Origin of the sequence: Synechococcus sp. MU1625, from assembly GCF_020514205.1 — a bacterium.
Taxonomy (GTDB): Bacteria; Cyanobacteriota; Cyanobacteriia; order PCC-6307; family Cyanobiaceae; genus Parasynechococcus.
Window position 1 is genome coordinate 449,734 of sequence record NZ_VTLA01000001.1, and the last position, 18,493, is coordinate 468,226.

Consider the following 18,493-nt stretch of genomic DNA (forward strand, 5'->3'; position numbering starts at 1 on the left):
TCTGCTGTGTCGTTCAGAACTCTGTGCCCAATTCAGGAACGTGAGTTCTTGAGAGGCGAAAGGCGCTGGGGCACTTGCTTGAGAACTTGTCGGGGCATTGGCCGGTTCATCTTGAAAGTCGTGTCCCGCGTACTGAGCTATACGAAGCACGGATCGCATCATCCAAGCCTTCGCTTGGCTTTTTGATTCTTCTGATCAGTTCAGCGGTGATCGCAACCATTGGGTTGATCTCCAACAGCACGGCTGTCGTCATTGGAGCCATGATCGTCGCCCCGCTGATGGACCCCATCCTCAGCTTGGCTTTTGGTTGAGCCGTCAGTGACGGGAAATTGATCCGACGTTCTGTTGTCTGTGTGTCTTTCTATGGGGCTGAACAACAGTTTTATGTTGAAAGCGTCGCCTTGATCAGATTGGACGACAGCGTCCAGAGAGTCGTCGCTTTGTTGCTGTCGGATGCTTCTTCGGAAGATTCAGTTGGGCTGAATTGATGTCGTCCGGGCCCCAGCAGCCCGTTGCTCCAGTAAGTGAATCCAGGCTGGTTGAGCTCTTCGTCGATGAGTCGCACCAAAAGACCTCCGGCCTGTTCAACGCTTTCCGTCAATCTCAATAGATCTCGGGCGACAAATCCAAACAAGGCCTGCCCCATGGGATTGGCTTGGCGACTGTTTCTGAAAAACCCCCCTGATGTCCGTGGAATCACCAGCCCCGGACTCCATGCCACCACGGGGACTCCAGGACTTTGACGATGAATCTCCTGGGCCATCAGCAGATTGCAGAGCTTGCTGTCCTTGTAGGCCTTATCAGCATTGAAAGGGCTTATGCCGTCCACCATGGCCGCCCCTGGCCCCTGGTGAATGCCCTCCATCGTGCCGAGTCCCGCAGGTTGGCCAACCCGTCCACCTCCAGTGGATGGGTTGTGCACCTCAGAGGCGGTGATGACAATGGCTCGGGCGTGCTCCTTCAATCTTTCAACCAGGAGTTGATGGGCCAAATGGTTCACCGCAAAGGTGAGTTCAATGCCTTGTTGACTCCAACGGGGTGAACGATGTCCGGCGTATTGCAACCCCGCATTGAGCACCATCGCATCAAATGTTGTGTGGCTCTGACGGAGGTAGTTGATCGCCTTGGCGACGGACCCAAGGTCTGCCAGATCAGCAACACAGGTCTGAACAGATCCAGACAACGCTGCTTGGGTTTGACCGGCCCGTTCTGCATTACGACAAAGGATGGTCAGCTCATCTCCACGGGCCAGCAGGATCTTTGCCGCTTCAAGCCCGATCCCGCTGCTTGCACCAGTGATCAGGACTCTGCGCTGCTCAGCTGTCGTCATGGACTTTGAACACGTAGAGATCAGCGTCACGATCGCTCACCACATACATCCTGTTCCGTTGCGGATCGAAGGCAATGCCCTCGGGTTTGCGGATCTGCCTTTCCTTGGCTCCAGTGCTGATGGTGAGATCAAGGCGCTGAAGAACAACATCACGTGTCCAGTCGTATTGGAACAGGCACTGACCTTTGTCGCTGGCAATCCAGATCGTGTCATTCCTGCTGTCGTAACTCAGCCCGGAAAAATCAATTTTGTCGGACTTGAGCCGGGGGTGATTGAACCCCTGGTCTGCTTGCAGCACCCTCGTTGAAAGAATGGTTGTGAGAGCGGGGTCGAGTTCGATCAACAGACCTGGTCGTTGCTCCTTGACGACAAACACGTGGTCGTTGCTGGTGTTTACGGTGATTCCCTCCAATCCATTGTTGTCTGGGGGATCTGGGAAATAGTCAGCGATGGTGTCGTAGTTGCTCATGGCTGACAGGGGGCGGCGAGAGCGTTCACGCCGGGTGTTGAGATCCACCACCACGAGTGAATTTGTCGCCTCTTGAACCACGAGCAGTTCACTTTCGTCGCGGCGGATAGCAATCCCCTCCAGGTCGTCGAGGCCGATGAAGAACGAGTCGGCGACCGAAACCCTGCCCTTGAGGTCAAGGCGAAAAATCGCCTTGGTGTCATCACTGACGGTGTAGAGCGCTGATCCATCAAGGTTCAATGTCAGCCCGGAAGGTTCATTGAGGCCGAGCCCTGGATCACGAATCCGGTGACGGCTCAGCAGTTCAAGGCGAGACGAGGTCATGTTCACAAGGTGCCATTCGAAGCGATTGTCTGCATTGATGTCGCTTCTGCCAGCCACTGCAGGAGAAGATGGACGGATCACGGCAGGGGCGTCATGCATCGGATCGCTGTGTATTGCGGCTCTCGGAGTGGAGAGTCTCTCTTGTTCAAGGCTGCCGCGAATGAGTTGGGCGCCTTGCTTGCTTCCGAGGACATCTCCCTGGTTTATGGCGGTGCCCGGATTGGTTTGATGGGCGCCGTTGCTGATGCCGCTCTGGCTTCTGGTGGTGAGGTGATCGGGGTAATCCCTGAGCCGTTGATGCTCGATGAGGTCGTGCATACCGGCTTGACCCGTCTAGATGTTGTGGGCTCGATGCATGAGCGAAAAGCGCGGATGATTGAGTTGGCTGATGCGGTAATTGCAATGCCCGGTGGTCTTGGAACGCTGGAGGAGTTGTTTGAGGCATTGACATGGGCTCAGCTTCGTTTTCATGCCAAACCGATCGGCATGCTCAACGTCAATGGCTACTTCGACGCTTTGCTGAGATTTCTGGATGACAGCGTCTCGACAGGATTCATGACGATGGAAAATCGAGCTCTTCTGGTGGATGCATCGACACCACAATCTCTTCTCAATCAACTCTTGAACGTGACCTGATGCCACGCACTGTCTTGCTCACCGGAGCCAGTCGAGGCATCGGTCGGTCCATTGCGAAGCGACTCCTGGACGACGGTCATCGTCTCAGCCTCGGCTTGCGAGATCCAGATTCACTCAGGGGAACTGAACTTGATGTCGACCGAGTTGCCCATCATCCCTACGACGCCAGGGAACCCGCGAGTGCTCAAGCCTGGGTGGAGGCCACCATTCACCAGTGGGGACAGATCGACACCCTGATCCACTGTGCTGGAATTTTGCATCGCACCCCGCTGCTGTTTGCCAATGGCGAAGAGCGCGACCTGGATGAACTCTGGTCCGTCAATGTGATGGGACCCTGGTGGCTGACTCGCGCCGCCTGGCCATCCTTGGCGTCCTGTGGCCATGGGCGGATTCAGGTTCTGGTCTCGATGAGTGGCAAGCGCGTCAAGGGTCGGATGGCGGGATACCCCGTTAGCAAATACGCCTTGATGGCGCTTTGCCAGAGCATGCGCAATGAAGGCTGGGACCAGGGGATTCGCGTGACCGCGATCTGTCCCAGTTGGGTCAACACCGACATGGCTCGTGCGGTGACGGCGGTACAACCGGCAGAAATGACCCAACCCGGTGACCTGGCGATGCTTTCCAGCACCCTGCTGTCGCTGCCGGATGCTTCGGTTCCCTTCGAGTTAGCGATGAATTGTTCCTTCGAAACCTGAATCTTCTGGTGACGAGGCTTTCCTGCTCCGGTGACGGCGCTATGGATGACGCAGCGTCTTTACCGCGATGTGTCTTCTGGCGGCGATTGGCTTGCTTGCCCCACGCCTTGTCTTGGTGTTGATGTGGTTGATCAACAGCAGCTTCGTTCTGCAGCCATTCACTGGCACCAGTGTTCCCAATCCAGTACTTCCCTTTCTTGGCCTGTTGTTTCTTCCCACAACAACTCTTGGGTATTGCTGGGCTGAGGCGTCGTTTGGAGGAGTCTCCTCCTTCAGTGGACTGTTGGTGGTTTTGATCGGACTCATCATTGACTTCGGCTTGATCGGCAACGGCCGTGGAGCCGTGCGCCGTTGAACCCTGCACCGTTGAACACCATCTCCGTGGAAAGCTGTGCCATTTGTCAGCTGCATGCCGACCCTGCAGCCCGACAGCGTTATGAGATTCGGCGGTCTGAGCTCTGGGTGCTGCGCCATCACCCTGACCCAGCCCCACTCCCCGGCTGGCTCTTGCTTGATTCACTACGCCACTGTTCTGGACCTGTGGATTTCTCTGAGGCGGAGGCTTCAGACTGGGGACGCGCAGTAAGAGATGCCAGTCATCTTGTGAAGCAGATCACCGGGTGCGAGCGCGTGTATGCGATCGCCTTCGGTGAAGGTGCCCAACACCTTCATCTGCATCTCATCCCTCGACACCTCGATGAACCGGCGTCCACGGCCTGGGCCGTTGCAGACCTTTATCGAGCCATGGATTCAGGTGATCGAGCTGCATCAGATCCAGCTGCTGTGGCCTCGTTAGTTCAACGCAGTCGTTCCTTAATCACCGCTCAGAGTTGAACCGCTTGCGGGTTTTGCTGTTGTTGATGCTGTGCTTCAAGCGGCCAAGAGGCCAGCCGAGGTGTTTGAGATGAATCAAGGTGTGGGGTGAGGCTTTAAAGCAGTTATCGCTATAGCTGCCAGTGATCCCGATTTCTTTGAGGGTAAGCAGAAGCAACCGCTGCTCACGACGGGTTCCCCGACGACTAGCGAGGACGACAAAATCGCGATCGCGGATCTGTTGATCAATCGCTTCGATGTTGTCGCAATAGCCAAGGGTGAGAGCTTGATCAATGGCGCGATACGCGGTGTAGATCCGCCCCTCGGGATTGTCCTGAAGAGTTTGCACCCGTTCGCTTAGGGCAATCACTGCTTCCATGACCGGCGCCTGGAGAGCTTGTTCCATCCGTTCGATCTGCACGATTAAAGACCTCCCACAGCCAAGCGTTCATCACAGGCACCCTCGTAAGCACGGATGGCTGCGCTGGGAATAGAGCCATTGCTCTTGAGTTGGCGCACTGAGTGCTCAACGCACTGAAGCACAACACTGGTGAGCTCTCGGCCTTCGCACAGGGCCCAGCTGCGTAGCAGAACATGAAGGCTCGGTGGAACCGAGACCGTGAGCTTGACCTGGGTTTCGCGGGTGGAGGTTCTGATCATGACCCGTGTGCTGCCGAAGCAACTCAAGAGTACCTTCAAAGTCACCCAAAAGCAACTGCTGAGATTCCATGGGGTTGCTTCTGGGTTACTCGATAGAGGCCCTGCGCCTTGATCTGCTTTTGCAGCCAAGGGCGCCTCTGAGGTGTTGTGTCGTCGGGTAGGGCCAGGTTCCCCCCGAAGCGTCTCTGGGGCTATCAGGCATTAAACAAATGAGCTCTTGCTCTGGGTGGATGTCAAAAGGTCGAACAAATAAATTGTTAAGCGACATGATTATTTGCAATATTGATGATCAGAATCCCGCTTGGCTTGTTTGAATCGCCTGTGCAACAGAATGGTTGGATTGTTGTCAAGAATTTAACAATTATCACTGTTGCCGGAGCAATGCGTTGTTGGAAGTTCGCGATTATTTTGTTCGTTAATCAAGTTATTTCCGCTGTGATTGTTTTTAGCAGATATTGGCTAAAGTCTTGCTCCAGGGCATATGCTTCTGCTATGAATAGTGTGAGCTTTGCAGTTAATAAGTTGCTTTGTTGATAGTGCAAAAGTGTTGTTTTCTCCTTCAGGCTAACTGCCTTGGCTTAGGCTCGGTGCAGGAAACTTCTGTTGTCGATCGTTTAATTCGGAGCTAACTGTCTCAGATGTTTTGAGTCTGATGAGCGATCTCTGATTGTGGTTAGTTGGATGTGTTTTTAAAAGTAAATTCAACGCCCTTGCTGTGTCGTTATAATGTATAGATAGTCTTTGAGACGCTATGGGTGCGGCTGCAATTCAGGCTGACAAGGTGGTCAACGTCAAAATGGCCGAGTCAGAGCACACTTTGCTGAAAGCGTATTGCGCCTCGGTAAACCGCAGCATGCAAGATGTGCTGAGGGATTTCACGTTGATGGAAATCCAGAAGCAACATTTCTGTTGTCGTCTTGTGCGCTCCTTGATGGAAGAGCATTGCGTCGATCAAGACCCCAGGGTCGCGAAACCCTGTGCTGGTTATGCCTGTTACTACTGCCGACATGCAGAAGCCTGCAAGGCCGGCGAGACAGAATTGCTTTACATCCCCCGTCAGGAAATACGCCAACTGGTGACGGAGGAGTCGGCTTACATCTTCGACTTCGACGGAAGCAGCATCGACCGTCCGTCCTAAGCAGGCCAAGCCCACTCAAGTCTCCAGCCACGACAGATGTCTGGTATCGCCGGAATTTCGCAATCGTTGGCTTCACTCCCATGCTCAAGCCCACTCCTGAGCGATTGCAAGAACCGGTTCCGGTCCATCATTCGGCATACATACTTTTTACTAAGTGCCAAAGCCTGAACGCTATGTGGCCTGCGATTTGGTTCCGCAGAGATTTTCATGCTGCTTTGGCACCTCAGCGAAGCCTCGCCTGCTGACGGATTGAGTCTGACGAGCGTCTAGGCGTCCTATTGAGCCGACCATGGCTAGGCCATCTAGAGGGGAATCATTCCGAGACTCGAACGGAATTTGTGAATGTCGAAAAATTGCCTCTGTCTACGACGAAATCCTGCACTTTTTGGCTCATAGTGGTCGTGCCAAAGCTGCTATTGGGGCTTGGAAGCCGGGCAGAGCGATGTCCGACGAGAGCCGAGATTTGACCCTTGTTTCGACTGGGGTCAAGTCCGTTCTTTGTTAAGAGATTTGGTGCTGAACTCCATATTGTCTCCATGCCTATCAAGGTATGCACGTGGTCGAATCGCTCCGGTGGTGCATCACCGTCGACCACAAACATTTCTTTGATACTTCAACAGTATTTTCGATCTATCAAGCTCCTGGAGCTTGGATGTCTGTTGAGGCCGTCAATGCAATGCCTATTGTGGTGGAAGGGAGTGCGTTACTGACGCCCTGATCGAATGTTCAACGGAGTGCTGATAGCGCTGGGCTGGCCAGCACTTCCATCAACGGTGCCAGCGTCGCCGGAGTGTCGGAATCACCAGAAAATCCATCACCGCATACGTGATTAGGCAGGGGACGAAGCCTTTCTCCACCAGATCGCAAACTCGCCTTTGCGGATCCCATTCACAGAACGCCAGCTCAAGCAACCAGAAGACCGCCACCTTGGCCGTAAATGACGTGAGGGCGAACCGCCATTCCGCTGCACTAGACGCGATTCACCCAGGACAACGAACCCATGCATCAGCAGGAGTCTGCAAGATCTCCTGAATTGCTGGTGATGCCAATCAGTGATCCGTCGCCAGTGTGTGGGTGTTCGGCACTGTCTCACCCCTTTCAATCAGCCTCCAGCTGTTCGGAGAAGGAACGTTTCTCGTGACCTCATCCCTTGTGCTTTTCGTAAATGGGGGTGCTGGTAGGCCATCCATCCATTGACCAAATCACATTCGTCACCTCGTCGGCATTAATCCACTTGATCGCTCCTGTATCGACATCAGCCACTTGGAACAGGGACGGGATCTTGGGGTGACGAGCACTTCCCTCGCAGAAAATCACCTGGCCCATCCACCAATCACCCTGTTCGATGTGGTCACCACCAACGATCACGAAGTGCCCAGGGCGGACATAAAGGAACGGGGCGTCAGCTTTGACGGTGAGGACGCTGTGATCAACGGACATCTCTGACCTTTCTTGCAGTACACATGTACTGATAGCTAGGGAGCTGTCTGGTGGCAACAGCGGCTAACTGTCCAAATTCCTGAGATCCGTGAAGTCGTCCCGGTGGGCATGGATGCTGATCAGAGGTCGTTCATTCTGGCGATTAATGGAATGTTGCGGATGTCCGCCAAATGCGCTCCAGCACTCGCTGGGTGCTTTGTAGTTGAAAGCGGAGAGGGTGGGATTCGAACCCACGGTGCCCGTGAAGACACGCTGGTTTTCAAGACCAGAGCCATAAACCACTCGACCACCTCTCCAGAGGGTGTCAGGTGCCTCGGGAGACACCTAACAACTCTATCGGGACGTGATGAGGTGTCAGCTTTCAGGCTTGGCCAGTGGGAGCAGGCACTTGTCTGAATCACAACCGGCAGGGCCCGCTTCGGTTAGCTCACCCTGGTCGTAACGCTGTAGCGCCTCGAAGAAATCACTGCTGACGCGACGCTTCACTACAGCGGATTGCAGCTCCTCATATGTGGCCAAATCGATTGGCTCAAAAGGCAAGCGGGGGAAAGTGGCATTGGCATCGAATCGTGCCAGGAGTGCCGCAGAGATGTAGCCCTCTCCGTTCTCCATCGCCTGATGCAGAGCGTCGGCCAAGGGTTCAATTTCGTGCTCCCTGAATTCGATCGTGGCTGAGGTGTTGTGAGCGGTGTAATGCCGCTGCACCTGCATGTAGAAATCGAATTGAGCCATGGCACTAAAGCCATTGATGTCCACGGCATCAGCTCCAGGCAGATTCGCCCAGCTCACCTCGGTCGGGATCTCCACCAACCATTCGGTGCAGCGGGGATCAAAGGGATCGTTCAGCAAACGACCGTCCTCGTCCTTGTCGGACTGTGACGGCACGACGGTGTAGCCGTAGTCCATGCAAGCCATGGCTACAGGATCGTTCTTACGGAAGGTGATCCGACGGATGAAGCGCTGAGCCTTGGGGGGATGCCAGCCAGGGGCTGCTCCGGTGAGCAGGCTCTTCGTGCCTGCAGGCTGAACGGTGGTGCAGCGGTTGGGACGCCGTAGGCCCTGGCGGTCGCAGTAGTCCCACACCGTTTGATTAACGATCTCTTTCCAGCGGCTCAGGTATGCGGCTTCCTGCTCCTTGAAGCGAAGGCCTTCCTCGGTCTCAGGACGTCCGGCTTCCCACCAGCGCAGCCATTCAGATCCGAAGGCATGCACAAAGAAGTCGAACAGACCCGTGAAGCTGACACCCACGATCGGGTCCCACTCACGGCTCTGGCGATAACGCTCAACCTCGAAACGATGATTGAGCAGACAGGCCACCGACAGGGCTCCAGCGCGGAAGGCGTCGGCTTGCCCTTCCTCATCGCTGGGGTCGATCTGGTTGAGATGCACCTCGGCGAGGTTGCAGTGGAAGTCGGCACCGAGGATTTCGCCACAGGGGTTCAGCCCATAACGGCTGAGGCGGTGCTCGAGCTCCTCGGTTCCGATTGGGCCATGGTTGTCGGCCAGCCAACGACCGGCCTCTTCGCGACCTTGGTCGCAGTAAATCTCGATGAACTCACTGCGCAGTTCAGGGGTGCTGAGCAGATCGGCATTGGAGCGTGCAATGGCTTCGGGGGCGAACTGGATGGCGCCTTCCCCCGATTGGAACTGCTTGGTCACCGCCGCGTGCACCACCTCTTTGGTGGGTCGGGTGTGATAGACGCGGGTGTGATTGGCCATTCGGAGCGCATCACGCTCTGGATCGATCCGCCAGTTGCCCTCCTCGTCTTGCTGCCAGAGGTTGTCCTTGGAGGAAGCCGCGGCCAAGTCATCGGCAGCGAACTGACGCATGCCAGCACTGCGACGAATGTTGCCGGCAACGATCGTGACAGCGGCTTCGTCGATGAGTAAGCAGCACTCCACCGAAGTCAGGCGCCGTCCTTTGGCCTTGTTGAGAAGTCGGGCCACACGACCGTAGAGATCCTTCAACTTCACAGGATTGGCCATGCCGCCGAAACCTTTCAGGGTTTCCCCGACGGGGCGCACATCGCTGAGGTCTACAACGATCTGAATCGGATCGCCGTTGAAGCGTTCATCGCTGCTGAGCTCCAACATCAGCTGATAGCTGTCCACCCAACCGCGGCGGGTGTCGCCCACCTTGATGGTTACCTTGTTGCCATCAATGCTGTGGCTGCAGGGATCCTGACGCTCGGCTGCTGGTGTAATGCCGATGTCGCTGACGCTGAGGACTTCAAGGGTGTTGCTCACCACAGGAAGCCGATCGATCAGGTGCGGCTCAATGATGGCGCCCGTACCGCAGCCCATCATCGCCAGGTCCATCATCAGACTGAAGGCCTTCCAGTCGACGAGGTTGGTGGAGGTGCAGTTGTATGAGCCGGAGAAGTTCTCGGGCTGTTCGATCCACCGGGTTCCACCGATCCACAGCCAGCGGCCTGAGGGAAGAGCTTTCTTCTCGGCTTGCATGCGTGCCAAGAGGGCAACTTCCTCGGTATTGAGGTTGCCCAACTGACGGAGACCTTCGAGGTTTCTGCTGCCGACCTGACTCCAGCTCTCACGGCCACCAGGGGTTTTCCGACTGTAGGTGCGGTAGAAGACCGGGTTGGCAGCTGGTGCCGTTGCGGGGAAGTCGCCGAACCCGGCGACAGGTCCCGCAGAGGTCTCCACACGGTTTGGGGTGAGAGTCACGTGCGGTGCTGGATCAAAGGACAAGTAGCGAAACCCTAACGCCACCAATGGTGGCGGCAAGGTCTCTTCACCACCATCAACAGTGTCCCGTTCAAACTGGCCTCTGAATCAGCAGCAAATGATGCAGCGGTGCTTAGAGCCTGAGTTGATGAATGGTGATGCGCAGGTTCAGGCCTATGCCGCCGCTGACTTCAGTTCAGGCGATCGCACCACTGTTGAGGGGGTCCAGCAGCTCATCGATCGCACATCACCTTTGCCGCCTGAGCCGCTGGTGGTTGATCTGGGTTGCGGACCGGGCAACATCACGCTTCGGCTTGCCGAACTCTTTCCCCATGCACGAATCATTGGCATTGATGGTGCAGAAGCCATGTTGGTCTTGGCCCGCCAACGGGCGCAGCGGCAAAGCCTAGAAATTTCGTTCCTTTGTCTGACCCTCCAGGAGGTTCTGCAAGGAACTCTTCTGGGGAAGGCTGATTTGGTTGTCAGCAACAGCCTCTTGCATCACTTGCATCAACCCGACCTTCTTTGGAAGGTCACCCGAGGTTTGGCTGCTCCTGGTTGCCGAGTTTTTCATCGAGATCTTCGGCGGCCGGCGTCGTCTGCTGAAGTCCAGCAACTGTTGTTGAAGCACCTTCCGTCTGCTCCACAGGTGTTGCAGCACGACTTCGCCGCCTCTCTAGCAGCGGCCTTCGAACCTCAGGAGGTCACCGCGGAGCTCCGCACGGTGGGTCTCGACCAGTTGGCGGTTGCCGCGGAGGACGACCGTTATCTGGTGGTGTCAGGCTTAGTGGACTCCTGAAATCCGATGAGCGGCAGTCAAGTGACCACCGACGGCGATCTGACCGAAGTTCTGGCCTCGGCGGTGGATCGCCGTCGCAACTTTGCAATCATTTCCCACCCTGACGCGGGAAAAACGACACTCACCGAGAAATTGCTGCTCTATGGCGGTGCCATTCAGCAGGCCGGTGCCGTGAAAGCGCGGGGTGAACAGCGCAAGGTGACCTCCGACTGGATGGAACTGGAGAAACAACGCGGGATCTCCATCACCTCAACGGTGCTTCAGTTCGATTACGACGCCACCACCATCAATCTCCTGGATACCCCAGGTCACCAAGATTTTTCTGAAGACACTTATCGCACCCTGGCTGCGGCAGATAATGCCGTGATGCTTGAGGACGCCGCCAAAGGTCTCGAGCCTCAGACCCGGAAGTTGTTCGAGGTCTGCCGCATGCGTCAGATCCCAATTTTCACCTTCATCAACAAGATGGACCGACCGGGTCGGGAACCGCTCACCCTGCTCGATGAGATTGAGTCGGAGTTAGGTCTGACACCCTGGGCCGTGAACTGGCCCATCGGCAGTGGGGAGCAATTTCGCGGTGTGATCGACCGTCGCAGCCGTGAAGTGGTTCTGTTTACTCGCGCTGAGCGAGGTAAACAGGCCAGCGAGCAACGCCTTTCTTTGGAGGATCCAGAACTGCGGGAGCTGGTGGAAGCCGAGCTCCTGGACCTGGCCATTGAAGAGATGGAATTGCTGGATGTGGCTGGAGCCGAGCTTGATATCGAGATGGTTCATGCCGGTGAGCTCACTCCGGTGTTCTTTGGCTCAGCCATGACCAACTTTGGAGTTCGCCCTTTCCTCGATGCCTTTCTCGAGATGGCGCAACGACCCATCGCCCGATCCAGCAGCGACGGCCTGGTGGATCCGCTGCGGGAGGGTTTCAGCGGCTTCGTGTTCAAGCTCCAGGCCAACATGGACCCCAGGCATCGCGACCGTGTGGCCTTCGTCCGGGTCTGCAGTGGTCGTTTCGAGAAGGACATGACGGTGAAGCATGCCCGCACGGGCAAGGCCATTCGCCTTTCACGACCCCAAAAGCTCTTTGGTCAAGACCGAGCCGTTGTCGAGGACGCCTATCCGGGAGACGTGATCGGTCTCAACAATCCGGGCATGTTTTCCATTGGAGACACACTTTATGTGGGGTCAAAAGTCGAATATGAGGGCATTCCCTGTTTCAGTCCGGAGATTTTTAGCTGGCTGCGGAACCCCAACCCTTCGGCATTCAAAAATTTCCGTAAAGGGGTGAACGAGCTTCGGGAAGAGGGGGCGGTGCAGATCCTCTACGACACGGATGAGAGCAAGCGGGATCCGATTTTGGCCGCTGTCGGACAACTTCAACTCGAGGTTGTTCAGCACCGGCTCGAAAATGAATACGGCGTGGAAACTCGTCTCGAGCCAATGGGTTTCCAGGTCGCGCGTTGGATCAACGGCGGATGGACCGAACTCGACAAGGTGGGTCGGATTTTCAATTGCAAAGCCGTCCGCGATGCTTGGAATCGTCCTGTTCTGCTGTTCAAGAACGAGTGGAATCTCAACCAACTCAAGGAGGATCATCCCGATCTTGAACTCAGCAGTGTTGCCCCGGTGGTGAGTGGAGTGGAGCCGATCAGTCTTTGACCCTTGCGTCGTTGTCCGCAGTGGGTCGCCTCACCCACACCTGCTCGTCCCGCTCGCCAGAATCGTGCTGCGACGACAACTCTCGTGAGTACGTTCTGGCTACTGAAGAACAACGCTGACGGTGGCACGGAATACGTGTGTTTTCGCGGCGATGACGAATCAGTGGAAATGCTCGAGGGGTACCACCTGCCTCCACAAATGCCGTTGATCAAGCGTCGTTCCTGGTTGAACCGCGTGGATGCCCTCAGTTGCCGCAGCCGGCTAGAGCGAAGCGAAGGTTTTCGTCACGGTGCGCCCCTGTTCTGAACGGTCCCCGATACGCTCATCTGAAGAACCGGATCGACGCGATGGCAGCCCTTGGTGAATCTGGTCCCGACGCAAGCTCTGATGATCCATTCGTTCGTCTCGGCCTGAGTCGTGATGCTGGTTTTGAACAGGTTCAAGCAGCCAAGGTTCGATGTCTGGCCGAAGTCTCAGGAGATGATCAGGCCAGGGCAAAAATCGAGGCGGCTTATGACGCTGTTTTGATGGCCCGTCTCCGTGACCGTCAGCAGGGTCAAGTCAGCGCAGCAGCAGCGACAGCATCTGAGCGGGAGGCGTCCGCAGGATCGCTGCCTTCGCTGCCTGCCCAGGTTCCGATGACCAATGTCTTTGCGAACCTCCGCAACAAGTTGCCGGACCCCTCCCAATCTCTCTCCGGCCTCAAGCCGGACTGGGCCCTGGTGGAGGGGCAGGGGCGTTCAGTGCGAATCATCGCCGGGATCATCGCCGTCGTTCTTCTGGTGATCTCTGCCGCCAGCATTCAGCTTGTTCTTGCTCTGGCCACGATCGGTGTTTTCCTCAGTCAGATCCGCCGTGGTCGTCGCCCGCTGGCATCCCTGGGATGGACATTGCTCGTGCTGAGCATTGGTTTGGCTGCAGGCTCATTGTTGAATCTGGCGCTGTCTCCCACCGCTTTCGAGCAGCTGGCGCTTAGTCCTCTTCAGATCCAAGCACTGCCGGCTGGTCTCTTGCTATGGGCTGCTGCTCTTTTTCTGGCTTAAGCCTCAGGCGGCTTCCGGCAACGCATCAATCAACTCCTGCAGTTCCGCAGCACTGACGTCATAGCGGTTACTGCAGAAATGGCAGGTCAGCTCGGCGCCTCCATCCTTGTCACGCATATCAGAGAGCTCCTGTCTGCCCAGCAGGAGTAGAGCAGCCTTGCTGCGTTCACGGCTGCAGGGGCAAAAGAAACGAAGTTCCTGACTTGCTTCGGCGTCGTCGAGGGGCTTGGGATCAAGGTCGGGAAAAACATCCCGAAGAAGGTCCTCAAGCTGGTCGCCACTTTCGGCAAGCCGCTGACTGAACCCTGAAATTTCGCGGCAACGCTGTTCAATCAGCTCAACCAACGCCGGCTCTTCGGCAGCTTTGGGAAGGATCTGAACCAGGAGCCCACCACTGGCATGGATGCCTTGGCTGTTGATCTGTTCCCCCACAAACACGGCGGAAGGGGTTTGTTCGGAGTGCAGCAGATAGGAGGCAACATCCTCGCCAATGCCACCACTCACCAGCTCAACCGTGCTGTTGAAGGGTTCACCCTTCCCGTCGTCACGCATGACATGGAGATAGCCGGTGCCAGCAGCCTCCTTGAAGTTGAAGCTGAAATGGCCTGTCTCGTCCTTGATGGGATCGAGTTCAAGAGCAGGCTCTCCGACGTAGCCGCGAACAGTTCCATTGCGACCGGCATCCACCATCAAGCCTTTGATCGGTCCGTCTGAGCCAAAACGAAGATTCACCCGTGCGTGGCGAACCTTCATCGAACTGGCCAGCATCAGGCCAGCAGTCATGGCCCGTCCGAGCATCACGCTGGTGAGGAACGACAGCCCATGGCGCTCCCTTGCCTCCCGCAGGATGTTTGTTGTTGAGACCGCGACCAACCGGATACCGCCTTCAGCGGCTGTTGCGCGTACCAGCCGGTCGGCCATGTCCTCTCGGAAGCTCAGGGCAATGTAGTCATCGGTTCGAGCCGACCGCCCTGCAAGCGCAGTCGCTGGCAGTCCCAGTCCTGGAAGAGCTCAGGTTCGTGGGTGACCACGATCAGCACTTGCTCATGGGCCAGGTTGGCGAGTAAATCGAGCACGTCGCGACGGACCGACCAATCCAAGCCTGCGGTGGGTTCGTCCAGCAGCAAAACTTCAGCTCCTCGGAGCATTTGAACGGCAAGGGCGAGCCGCCGTTGTTGACCGCCGCTCAGTCGTTCCGGAGCCGTCGTGGTTCCGATTTGGCTGAGTCCGACTCGTGCTAGCACGTTGTTTTCCTGCTCATGGCCGAGTCGGCGATGCCCTAGACGCAGTTCCTGAGTGACGCTCAGGCCGAGGAAATGGCGTTCCGGAAACTGGAAGACGATGCCGCAAAGCCAGCGAAGCTGCCGGCGTTTCATGGAACTGCCATTCCAGTGGATGCTGCCGGATGTTGGCGACGCCAGTCCGCTGATGATCTCCAACAGCGAGGTTTTGCCAGATCCACTGGCTCCAGCGATCAGAAGCGGTCGTCCCTTTTGCGTCTGAAAACTGACACCGTTCAGGATGCGAGCGCCAGCCGTCGCGGGTGCATAGGTGATGCCTGAGAGCTCGAGCATTTGATCAGCTTGAACGATGATGCAGCTGTCGCAATGGCCCCATGGACATTCGTTTTCGTGAAGTCGATCCCTTCAATTGCTGGTTGTGGATTCGATTCTCGGAACCACCCAGTCAAGGGGAGCGGAATTATGTCGATGGTGTGTTCGATAGCTGGTATGTCATCGGACGTCTCGGTGGCTTCAATGCCGAGAACCTTCAGGTCCATGACGCAGGGGCTGATCTGAGTTGGATGACCTATGACGATGCTGCTGCTGAGTCGGCGATGCCGGCCCTGATGCACAACATGGGGCAGCTGGAATACCAGCAGGAATGGGGACGTTGCTGGGTGGATCTCGGGACCTCGGATGGTGTCGCGATTGACGTGCTGATCAATGCGCTACGCCAGTTGGATTCCGACGTGGTGCAGCTCGAGGAGCTTGTCGTTGGCGGGATCAACGAAAATTGGCCCGTGGAAGAGCATCCCGACAGCGTTTTCCCTGCTGGTGGCTGAACGCCGCAGGCTGCTCCTGACGCCGGATCGTTTGATGGCCGGTGGCCCAGTGCTGCTCAACACCGAAGAGCAGCATTACCTCAGGCGGGTGTTGCGTTTGCGCTGTGGTGGACGGGTGGATGTCACCGATGGTTGCGGTCGTCTATCAGTCGCAACACTGCTGGAATCCAACCTGCTTGAGATCGACCCGACCGCGGTACACATTGAGGCGCCGCCTCAACCTCAGCTTGGTTTGGCCGTGGCCCTGATGCGGCGGGGGATGGATGAGGTTATCCGGATGGCTTGCGAGCTCGGCATTGATCGCATTCAGCCAATCCGTTGTGAGCGCTGTGTTCCCCAGGCCGAACATCGACCGGAGCGCTGGGCCTCCATCGTTCGTGAAGCTGTGGAACAGTGCGAGCGGTTGTGGATGCCACAGCTGCTTGCTGTGGAGGAGTTATCCCAATGGATGGGAGATGACCAAGGCCAGCGTCTGGTGGGTGTGACCCGTGAGATAGAACCTCCGGCGTTGAATCAATGGTTGATCCAAAAGGGCGACCCCCTTCAACTCACCTGGTTGGTGATCGGTCCGGAAGGAGGTTGGACGACCGCGGAGAAAAGATTGCTTACCGAAGCAAGCGTTCATCCCATCCAGCTGGGATCGTCGATCCTGCGAAGTTCCACAGCGGCGGTTGCGGGTGCGGTGGAACTGGTGCGTTGGCGAGATGGGCTGATCAGCTCTTGAACAGATCCTGGGCAATTCCTCGGAAGGATTTCAGAGCGGCTCCGGGACGACGGCTGCGCTGGCGCAATCCGCCACCTGGGGCGAGGTTGCTGGGAGCGAAGGTTGTGTAAGTAACGGCAGGACGTGATGCGTCCGATGCGGCGAGTTCCGCTGCGATGGCTTCCGCAGTGGTCATCCCAGATGAGGACTGCGGACGGTCTTCACCCTTGGGTTCAGCAACAGGAGCAGCCTTGGCAACAGGAGCAGCCTTGGCAACAGGAGCAGCCTTGGCAACAGGAGCAGCCTTGGCAACAGGAGCAGCCTTGGGAGCAGCCGCAGGAGCAGTTGCTGTGGGCTTGGGAGCCTCCAGCGTGGTGGTGGCTACCGAGGGCTCAGGTGTTGCTTGCTTCTCCTGGGAAGCCTCTTTCTGAGGCACCTCAAGGGTGGCCGGAGCGGCGGCGTCATCCAGGGTGAGGAAAAAGCCCTTGTTTCTGTTGAACACCATCCGGTCGACCAGAGAACGAACGAAACCGATTCTCCCTCTGCTAAGCCCGAAGGCAGGAGATGCTTAGGGCACTGCAACACGGTGTGATGTCTGGACTCTGGATTCAGGCCCTGGTGGTGAACACGGTCTTGATTGCTTTGGCGCAGCGAACACCCTTGCTCACCCGTAGTGGCTGGGTTCATGCGGCAGCGCTAGGCACGATCCTTTGGGGTTGTCTTGGTTGGTCGGGCTGGCTTGCCGTTGTGGCATACCTCAGCCTGGGAACTCTGGTCACCAAGATCGGTTTTCAGAACAAGCAGAGCCGCGGCCTCGCCGAAGCCCGTGGTGGTCAGCGGGGCCCAGAAAATGTCTGGGGTTCGGCAGCGGTTGGAGCGTTGCTGGCGTTGCTCATCGGCGCCGGTGTCGAGCCCCGCGCACTGCTGATGGTTGGTTTTGCTGCAAGTTTTGCCGCCAAGCTCGCCGATACCTTTGGCAGCGAGATCGGCAAACGCTTCGGTCGCACCACGGTTCTAATCACTAGCCTGCGCCCGGTTTCGCCGGGAACGGAGGGGGCCATCAGCCTTGAGGGAACGCTGGCGAGTGCCGTCGGCAGCATTGTGATGACCCTCGTGATGCTGGCGCTTCAGCTGCTTCCCTCTTGGCCCTTGGCTGGGCTGGTGATGGTGGTTGGTCTGCTGGCCACCCTTGCCGAAAGCCTGCTTGGCGCCCTGGTGCAGGATCGCTTGGCCTGGTTGAGCAATGAGCTGGTCAATGCTCTCCAGACCCTGCTGGCCGCTCTCCTGGCCATGTTGCTGATGGCGCTTTGATCAGCTTGTCTGGATGGGCATCAGACCATCGCGCTGGGCCCATTGCCTCAGGAGCTTCAGTCCCACTTTCAGATGAATCCGCAAGGAGGCACGGCTGCAGTTCAAGGCTTCAGACAGGTCTTTGATGCTCTTGCGTTCGATCAAGTGGGCCTGCAACACCTTGCCCGGCATGCCGTCCACTTGGTGCAGAACGCTTTTCAACCAGCTCAGTTGCTCATCGTCCTCGCAAGGTTGTGTTGGTTCCATATGGCTGGCACTCAGGTCGAAGACCTGGCTAGCCCCATGGCTTTGAACGGCAGCGGCCCACCGTTCAGGGCGTACAGACAGTTCTGCGGCAAGAGCCTGATCACTGAGGGCAGGTTCCTGGTTCTGTTCGCGTTCACGTTGAATCTTCTTCCCTGCGGCGTACAGATCCCGCAACCTCCAGGGAATTCGGATCGTTCGAGAACGATCGCGGCGGTCATGAAGGATCTGACCTGTGGCTCGAGAAAGGAGATAGCTGCTGGGTCGGATGCCCCGTTGTGGATCAAACAGATCAAGACCTCGAATCAACCCAAACCGCGACTCCTGAATGAGGTCGTCAAATTCCTCAGGCCCGCGTTTCTGTTGGCGACGGGCCGCACAGTGGGCCAGACCGAGGTGTTCAAGCACCTGTTGATTGCGCCGCGCAATGCAGGGGGGCAGCACGCGGCGGGATTCCTGCCGCAGGTGACGTTGTGAAATCAAAGG

Annotated in this window: 23 protein-coding genes, 1 tRNA gene and 1 pseudogene; 13 read left to right on the plus strand and 12 right to left on the minus strand. The window is 57.0% G+C overall.

Annotation, left to right across the window (positions count from 1 at the left end):
- Nucleotides 1-65: 65 nt before the first annotated feature.
- Nucleotides 66-308, plus strand: a pseudogene (locus tag FZX13_RS02595) (DUF389 domain-containing protein); the annotation flags it as partial.
- Between the two features lie 74 nt (nt 309-382).
- On the opposite strand, the gene FZX13_RS02600 reads toward FZX13_RS02595, so the two are convergent.
- Nucleotides 383-1,330, minus strand: coding sequence for an SDR family NAD(P)-dependent oxidoreductase (locus tag FZX13_RS02600; protein ID WP_226407001.1), 948 nt, complete (start codon nt 1,328-1,330; stop codon nt 383-385).
- Nucleotides 1,317-2,222, minus strand: coding sequence for an SdiA-regulated domain-containing protein (locus FZX13_RS02605; protein ID WP_226407003.1), 906 nt, complete (start codon nt 2,220-2,222; stop codon nt 1,317-1,319). Before FZX13_RS02605 ends, FZX13_RS02600 begins: the two co-directional genes overlap by 14 nt.
- Here FZX13_RS02605 and FZX13_RS02610 point away from each other — a divergent pair.
- From FZX13_RS02610 to FZX13_RS02625, 4 genes are all read left to right on the plus strand, one after another.
- Nucleotides 2,217-2,759 carry a TIGR00730 family Rossman fold protein gene (locus FZX13_RS02610; protein WP_226407005.1) on the plus strand — a complete coding sequence of 181 codons (543 nt, stop codon included), beginning with the start codon at nt 2,217-2,219 and terminating at the stop codon, nt 2,757-2,759. The two genes, FZX13_RS02605 and FZX13_RS02610, sit on opposite strands and share 6 nt — an antisense overlap.
- Nucleotides 2,759-3,454, plus strand: a complete 696-nt coding sequence (locus FZX13_RS02615) for an SDR family NAD(P)-dependent oxidoreductase (RefSeq protein WP_226407007.1) — start codon at nt 2,759-2,761, stop codon at nt 3,452-3,454. Before FZX13_RS02610 ends, FZX13_RS02615 begins: the two co-directional genes overlap by 1 nt.
- Nucleotides 3,455-3,521: 67 nt before the next feature.
- Nucleotides 3,522-3,809, plus strand: a complete 288-nt coding sequence (locus FZX13_RS02620; protein ID WP_226407009.1) for a hypothetical protein — start codon at nt 3,522-3,524, stop codon at nt 3,807-3,809.
- An 11-nt stretch (nt 3,810-3,820) separates the two neighbouring features.
- Nucleotides 3,821-4,288, plus strand: coding sequence for an HIT family protein (locus FZX13_RS02625; RefSeq protein WP_226407020.1), 468 nt, complete (start codon nt 3,821-3,823; stop codon nt 4,286-4,288).
- On the opposite strand, the gene FZX13_RS02630 is transcribed toward FZX13_RS02625, so the two are convergent.
- Nucleotides 4,272-4,673 (minus strand): hypothetical protein, encoded by a 402-nt coding sequence (locus tag FZX13_RS02630; RefSeq protein ID WP_226407022.1) that lies wholly within the window; start codon nt 4,671-4,673, stop codon nt 4,272-4,274. The two genes, FZX13_RS02625 and FZX13_RS02630, sit on opposite strands and share 17 nt — an antisense overlap.
- Before the next feature lie 17 nt (nt 4,674-4,690).
- The gene (locus tag FZX13_RS02635) at nt 4,691-4,927 is read right to left on the minus strand and encodes a hypothetical protein (RefSeq protein WP_226407024.1); all 237 of its coding nucleotides are present in this window, start codon (nt 4,925-4,927) and stop codon (nt 4,691-4,693) included.
- An 883-nt stretch (nt 4,928-5,810) separates the two neighbouring features.
- On the opposite strand from FZX13_RS02635, the gene FZX13_RS02640 reads away from it, so the two are divergent.
- Nucleotides 5,811-6,065 carry a hypothetical protein gene (locus tag FZX13_RS02640; RefSeq protein WP_226407026.1) on the plus strand — a complete coding sequence of 85 codons (255 nt, stop codon included), beginning with the start codon at nt 5,811-5,813 and terminating at the stop codon, nt 6,063-6,065.
- Nucleotides 6,066-6,832: 767 nt separating this feature from the next.
- Here FZX13_RS02640 and FZX13_RS02645 read toward each other — a convergent pair.
- The 4 genes from FZX13_RS02645 to nrdJ all read right to left on the minus strand — a co-directional run bounded on the left by FZX13_RS02645 (nt 6,833) and on the right by nrdJ (nt 10,190).
- On the minus strand, nt 6,833-6,991 hold the full coding sequence (locus tag FZX13_RS02645; protein WP_226407028.1) for a hypothetical protein: 159 nt from the start codon (nt 6,989-6,991) through the stop codon (nt 6,833-6,835).
- A gap of 217 nt (nt 6,992-7,208) precedes the next feature.
- Nucleotides 7,209-7,505, minus strand: coding sequence for a DUF3104 domain-containing protein (locus tag FZX13_RS02650; RefSeq protein ID WP_226407030.1), 297 nt, complete (start codon nt 7,503-7,505; stop codon nt 7,209-7,211).
- 209 nt (nt 7,506-7,714) lie between these two features.
- Nucleotides 7,715-7,801: transfer RNA gene (locus FZX13_RS02655), tRNA-Ser, on the minus strand.
- Between the two features lie 58 nt (nt 7,802-7,859).
- Nucleotides 7,860-10,190, minus strand: a complete 2,331-nt coding sequence (nrdJ, locus tag FZX13_RS02660; protein ID WP_226407032.1) for a ribonucleoside-triphosphate reductase, adenosylcobalamin-dependent — start codon at nt 10,188-10,190, stop codon at nt 7,860-7,862.
- 118 nt (nt 10,191-10,308) lie between these two features.
- Here nrdJ and FZX13_RS02665 point away from each other — a divergent pair, with 118 nt between their 5' ends.
- From FZX13_RS02665 to FZX13_RS02680, 4 genes are all read left to right on the plus strand, one after another.
- A complete protein-coding gene (locus FZX13_RS02665; protein WP_226408232.1) occupies nt 10,309-10,989 on the plus strand; it encodes a class I SAM-dependent methyltransferase in 681 nt (226 codons plus the stop codon).
- Between the two features lie 6 nt (nt 10,990-10,995).
- Entirely contained in the window at nt 10,996-12,642 is a 1,647-nt protein-coding gene (locus tag FZX13_RS02670; protein ID WP_226397689.1) for a peptide chain release factor 3, read from the plus strand.
- Nucleotides 12,643-12,726: 84 nt separating this feature from the next.
- Nucleotides 12,727-12,948, plus strand: a complete 222-nt coding sequence (locus FZX13_RS02675; RefSeq protein WP_166018412.1) for a hypothetical protein — start codon at nt 12,727-12,729, stop codon at nt 12,946-12,948.
- 41 nt (nt 12,949-12,989) lie between these two features.
- Nucleotides 12,990-13,685: a CPP1-like family protein gene (locus tag FZX13_RS02680; protein WP_226397687.1), complete on the plus strand. Its 696-nt coding sequence runs from the start codon at nt 12,990-12,992 to the stop codon at nt 13,683-13,685.
- Between the two features lie 3 nt (nt 13,686-13,688).
- Here FZX13_RS02680 and hslO read toward each other — a convergent pair whose 3' ends face one another.
- Nucleotides 13,689-14,606: an Hsp33 family molecular chaperone HslO gene (hslO, locus tag FZX13_RS02685; RefSeq protein WP_226397686.1), complete on the minus strand. Its 918-nt coding sequence runs from the start codon at nt 14,604-14,606 to the stop codon at nt 13,689-13,691.
- Between the two features lie 14 nt (nt 14,607-14,620).
- Nucleotides 14,621-15,259, minus strand: coding sequence for an ABC transporter ATP-binding protein (locus FZX13_RS02690; protein WP_226407034.1), 639 nt, complete (start codon nt 15,257-15,259; stop codon nt 14,621-14,623).
- Between the two features lie 41 nt (nt 15,260-15,300).
- On the opposite strand from FZX13_RS02690, the gene FZX13_RS02695 reads away from it, so the two are divergent.
- Nucleotides 15,301-15,750, plus strand: coding sequence for a DUF3531 family protein (locus tag FZX13_RS02695; RefSeq protein WP_115023212.1), 450 nt, complete (start codon nt 15,301-15,303; stop codon nt 15,748-15,750).
- Nucleotides 15,743-16,474 carry a 16S rRNA (uracil(1498)-N(3))-methyltransferase gene (locus FZX13_RS02700; protein WP_226407036.1) on the plus strand — a complete coding sequence of 244 codons (732 nt, stop codon included), beginning with the start codon at nt 15,743-15,745 and terminating at the stop codon, nt 16,472-16,474. The genes FZX13_RS02695 and FZX13_RS02700 overlap by 8 nt, the downstream gene beginning before the upstream one ends.
- Here the strand turns inward: FZX13_RS02700 and FZX13_RS02705 are convergent.
- Nucleotides 16,464-16,958, minus strand: coding sequence for a hypothetical protein (locus tag FZX13_RS02705; RefSeq protein WP_226407038.1), 495 nt, complete (start codon nt 16,956-16,958; stop codon nt 16,464-16,466). The genes FZX13_RS02700 and FZX13_RS02705 overlap by 11 nt on opposite strands.
- An 86-nt stretch (nt 16,959-17,044) precedes the next feature.
- Here FZX13_RS02705 and FZX13_RS02710 point away from each other — a divergent pair, with 86 nt between their 5' ends.
- Nucleotides 17,045-17,764 (plus strand): TIGR00297 family protein, encoded by a 720-nt coding sequence (locus FZX13_RS02710; protein ID WP_226407040.1) that lies wholly within the window; start codon nt 17,045-17,047, stop codon nt 17,762-17,764.
- On the opposite strand, the gene FZX13_RS02715 is transcribed toward FZX13_RS02710, so the two are convergent.
- On the minus strand, nt 17,765-18,490 hold the full coding sequence (locus FZX13_RS02715; protein ID WP_226407042.1) for a sigma-70 family RNA polymerase sigma factor: 726 nt from the start codon (nt 18,488-18,490) through the stop codon (nt 17,765-17,767).
- Nucleotides 18,491-18,493 lie beyond the last annotated feature (3 nt).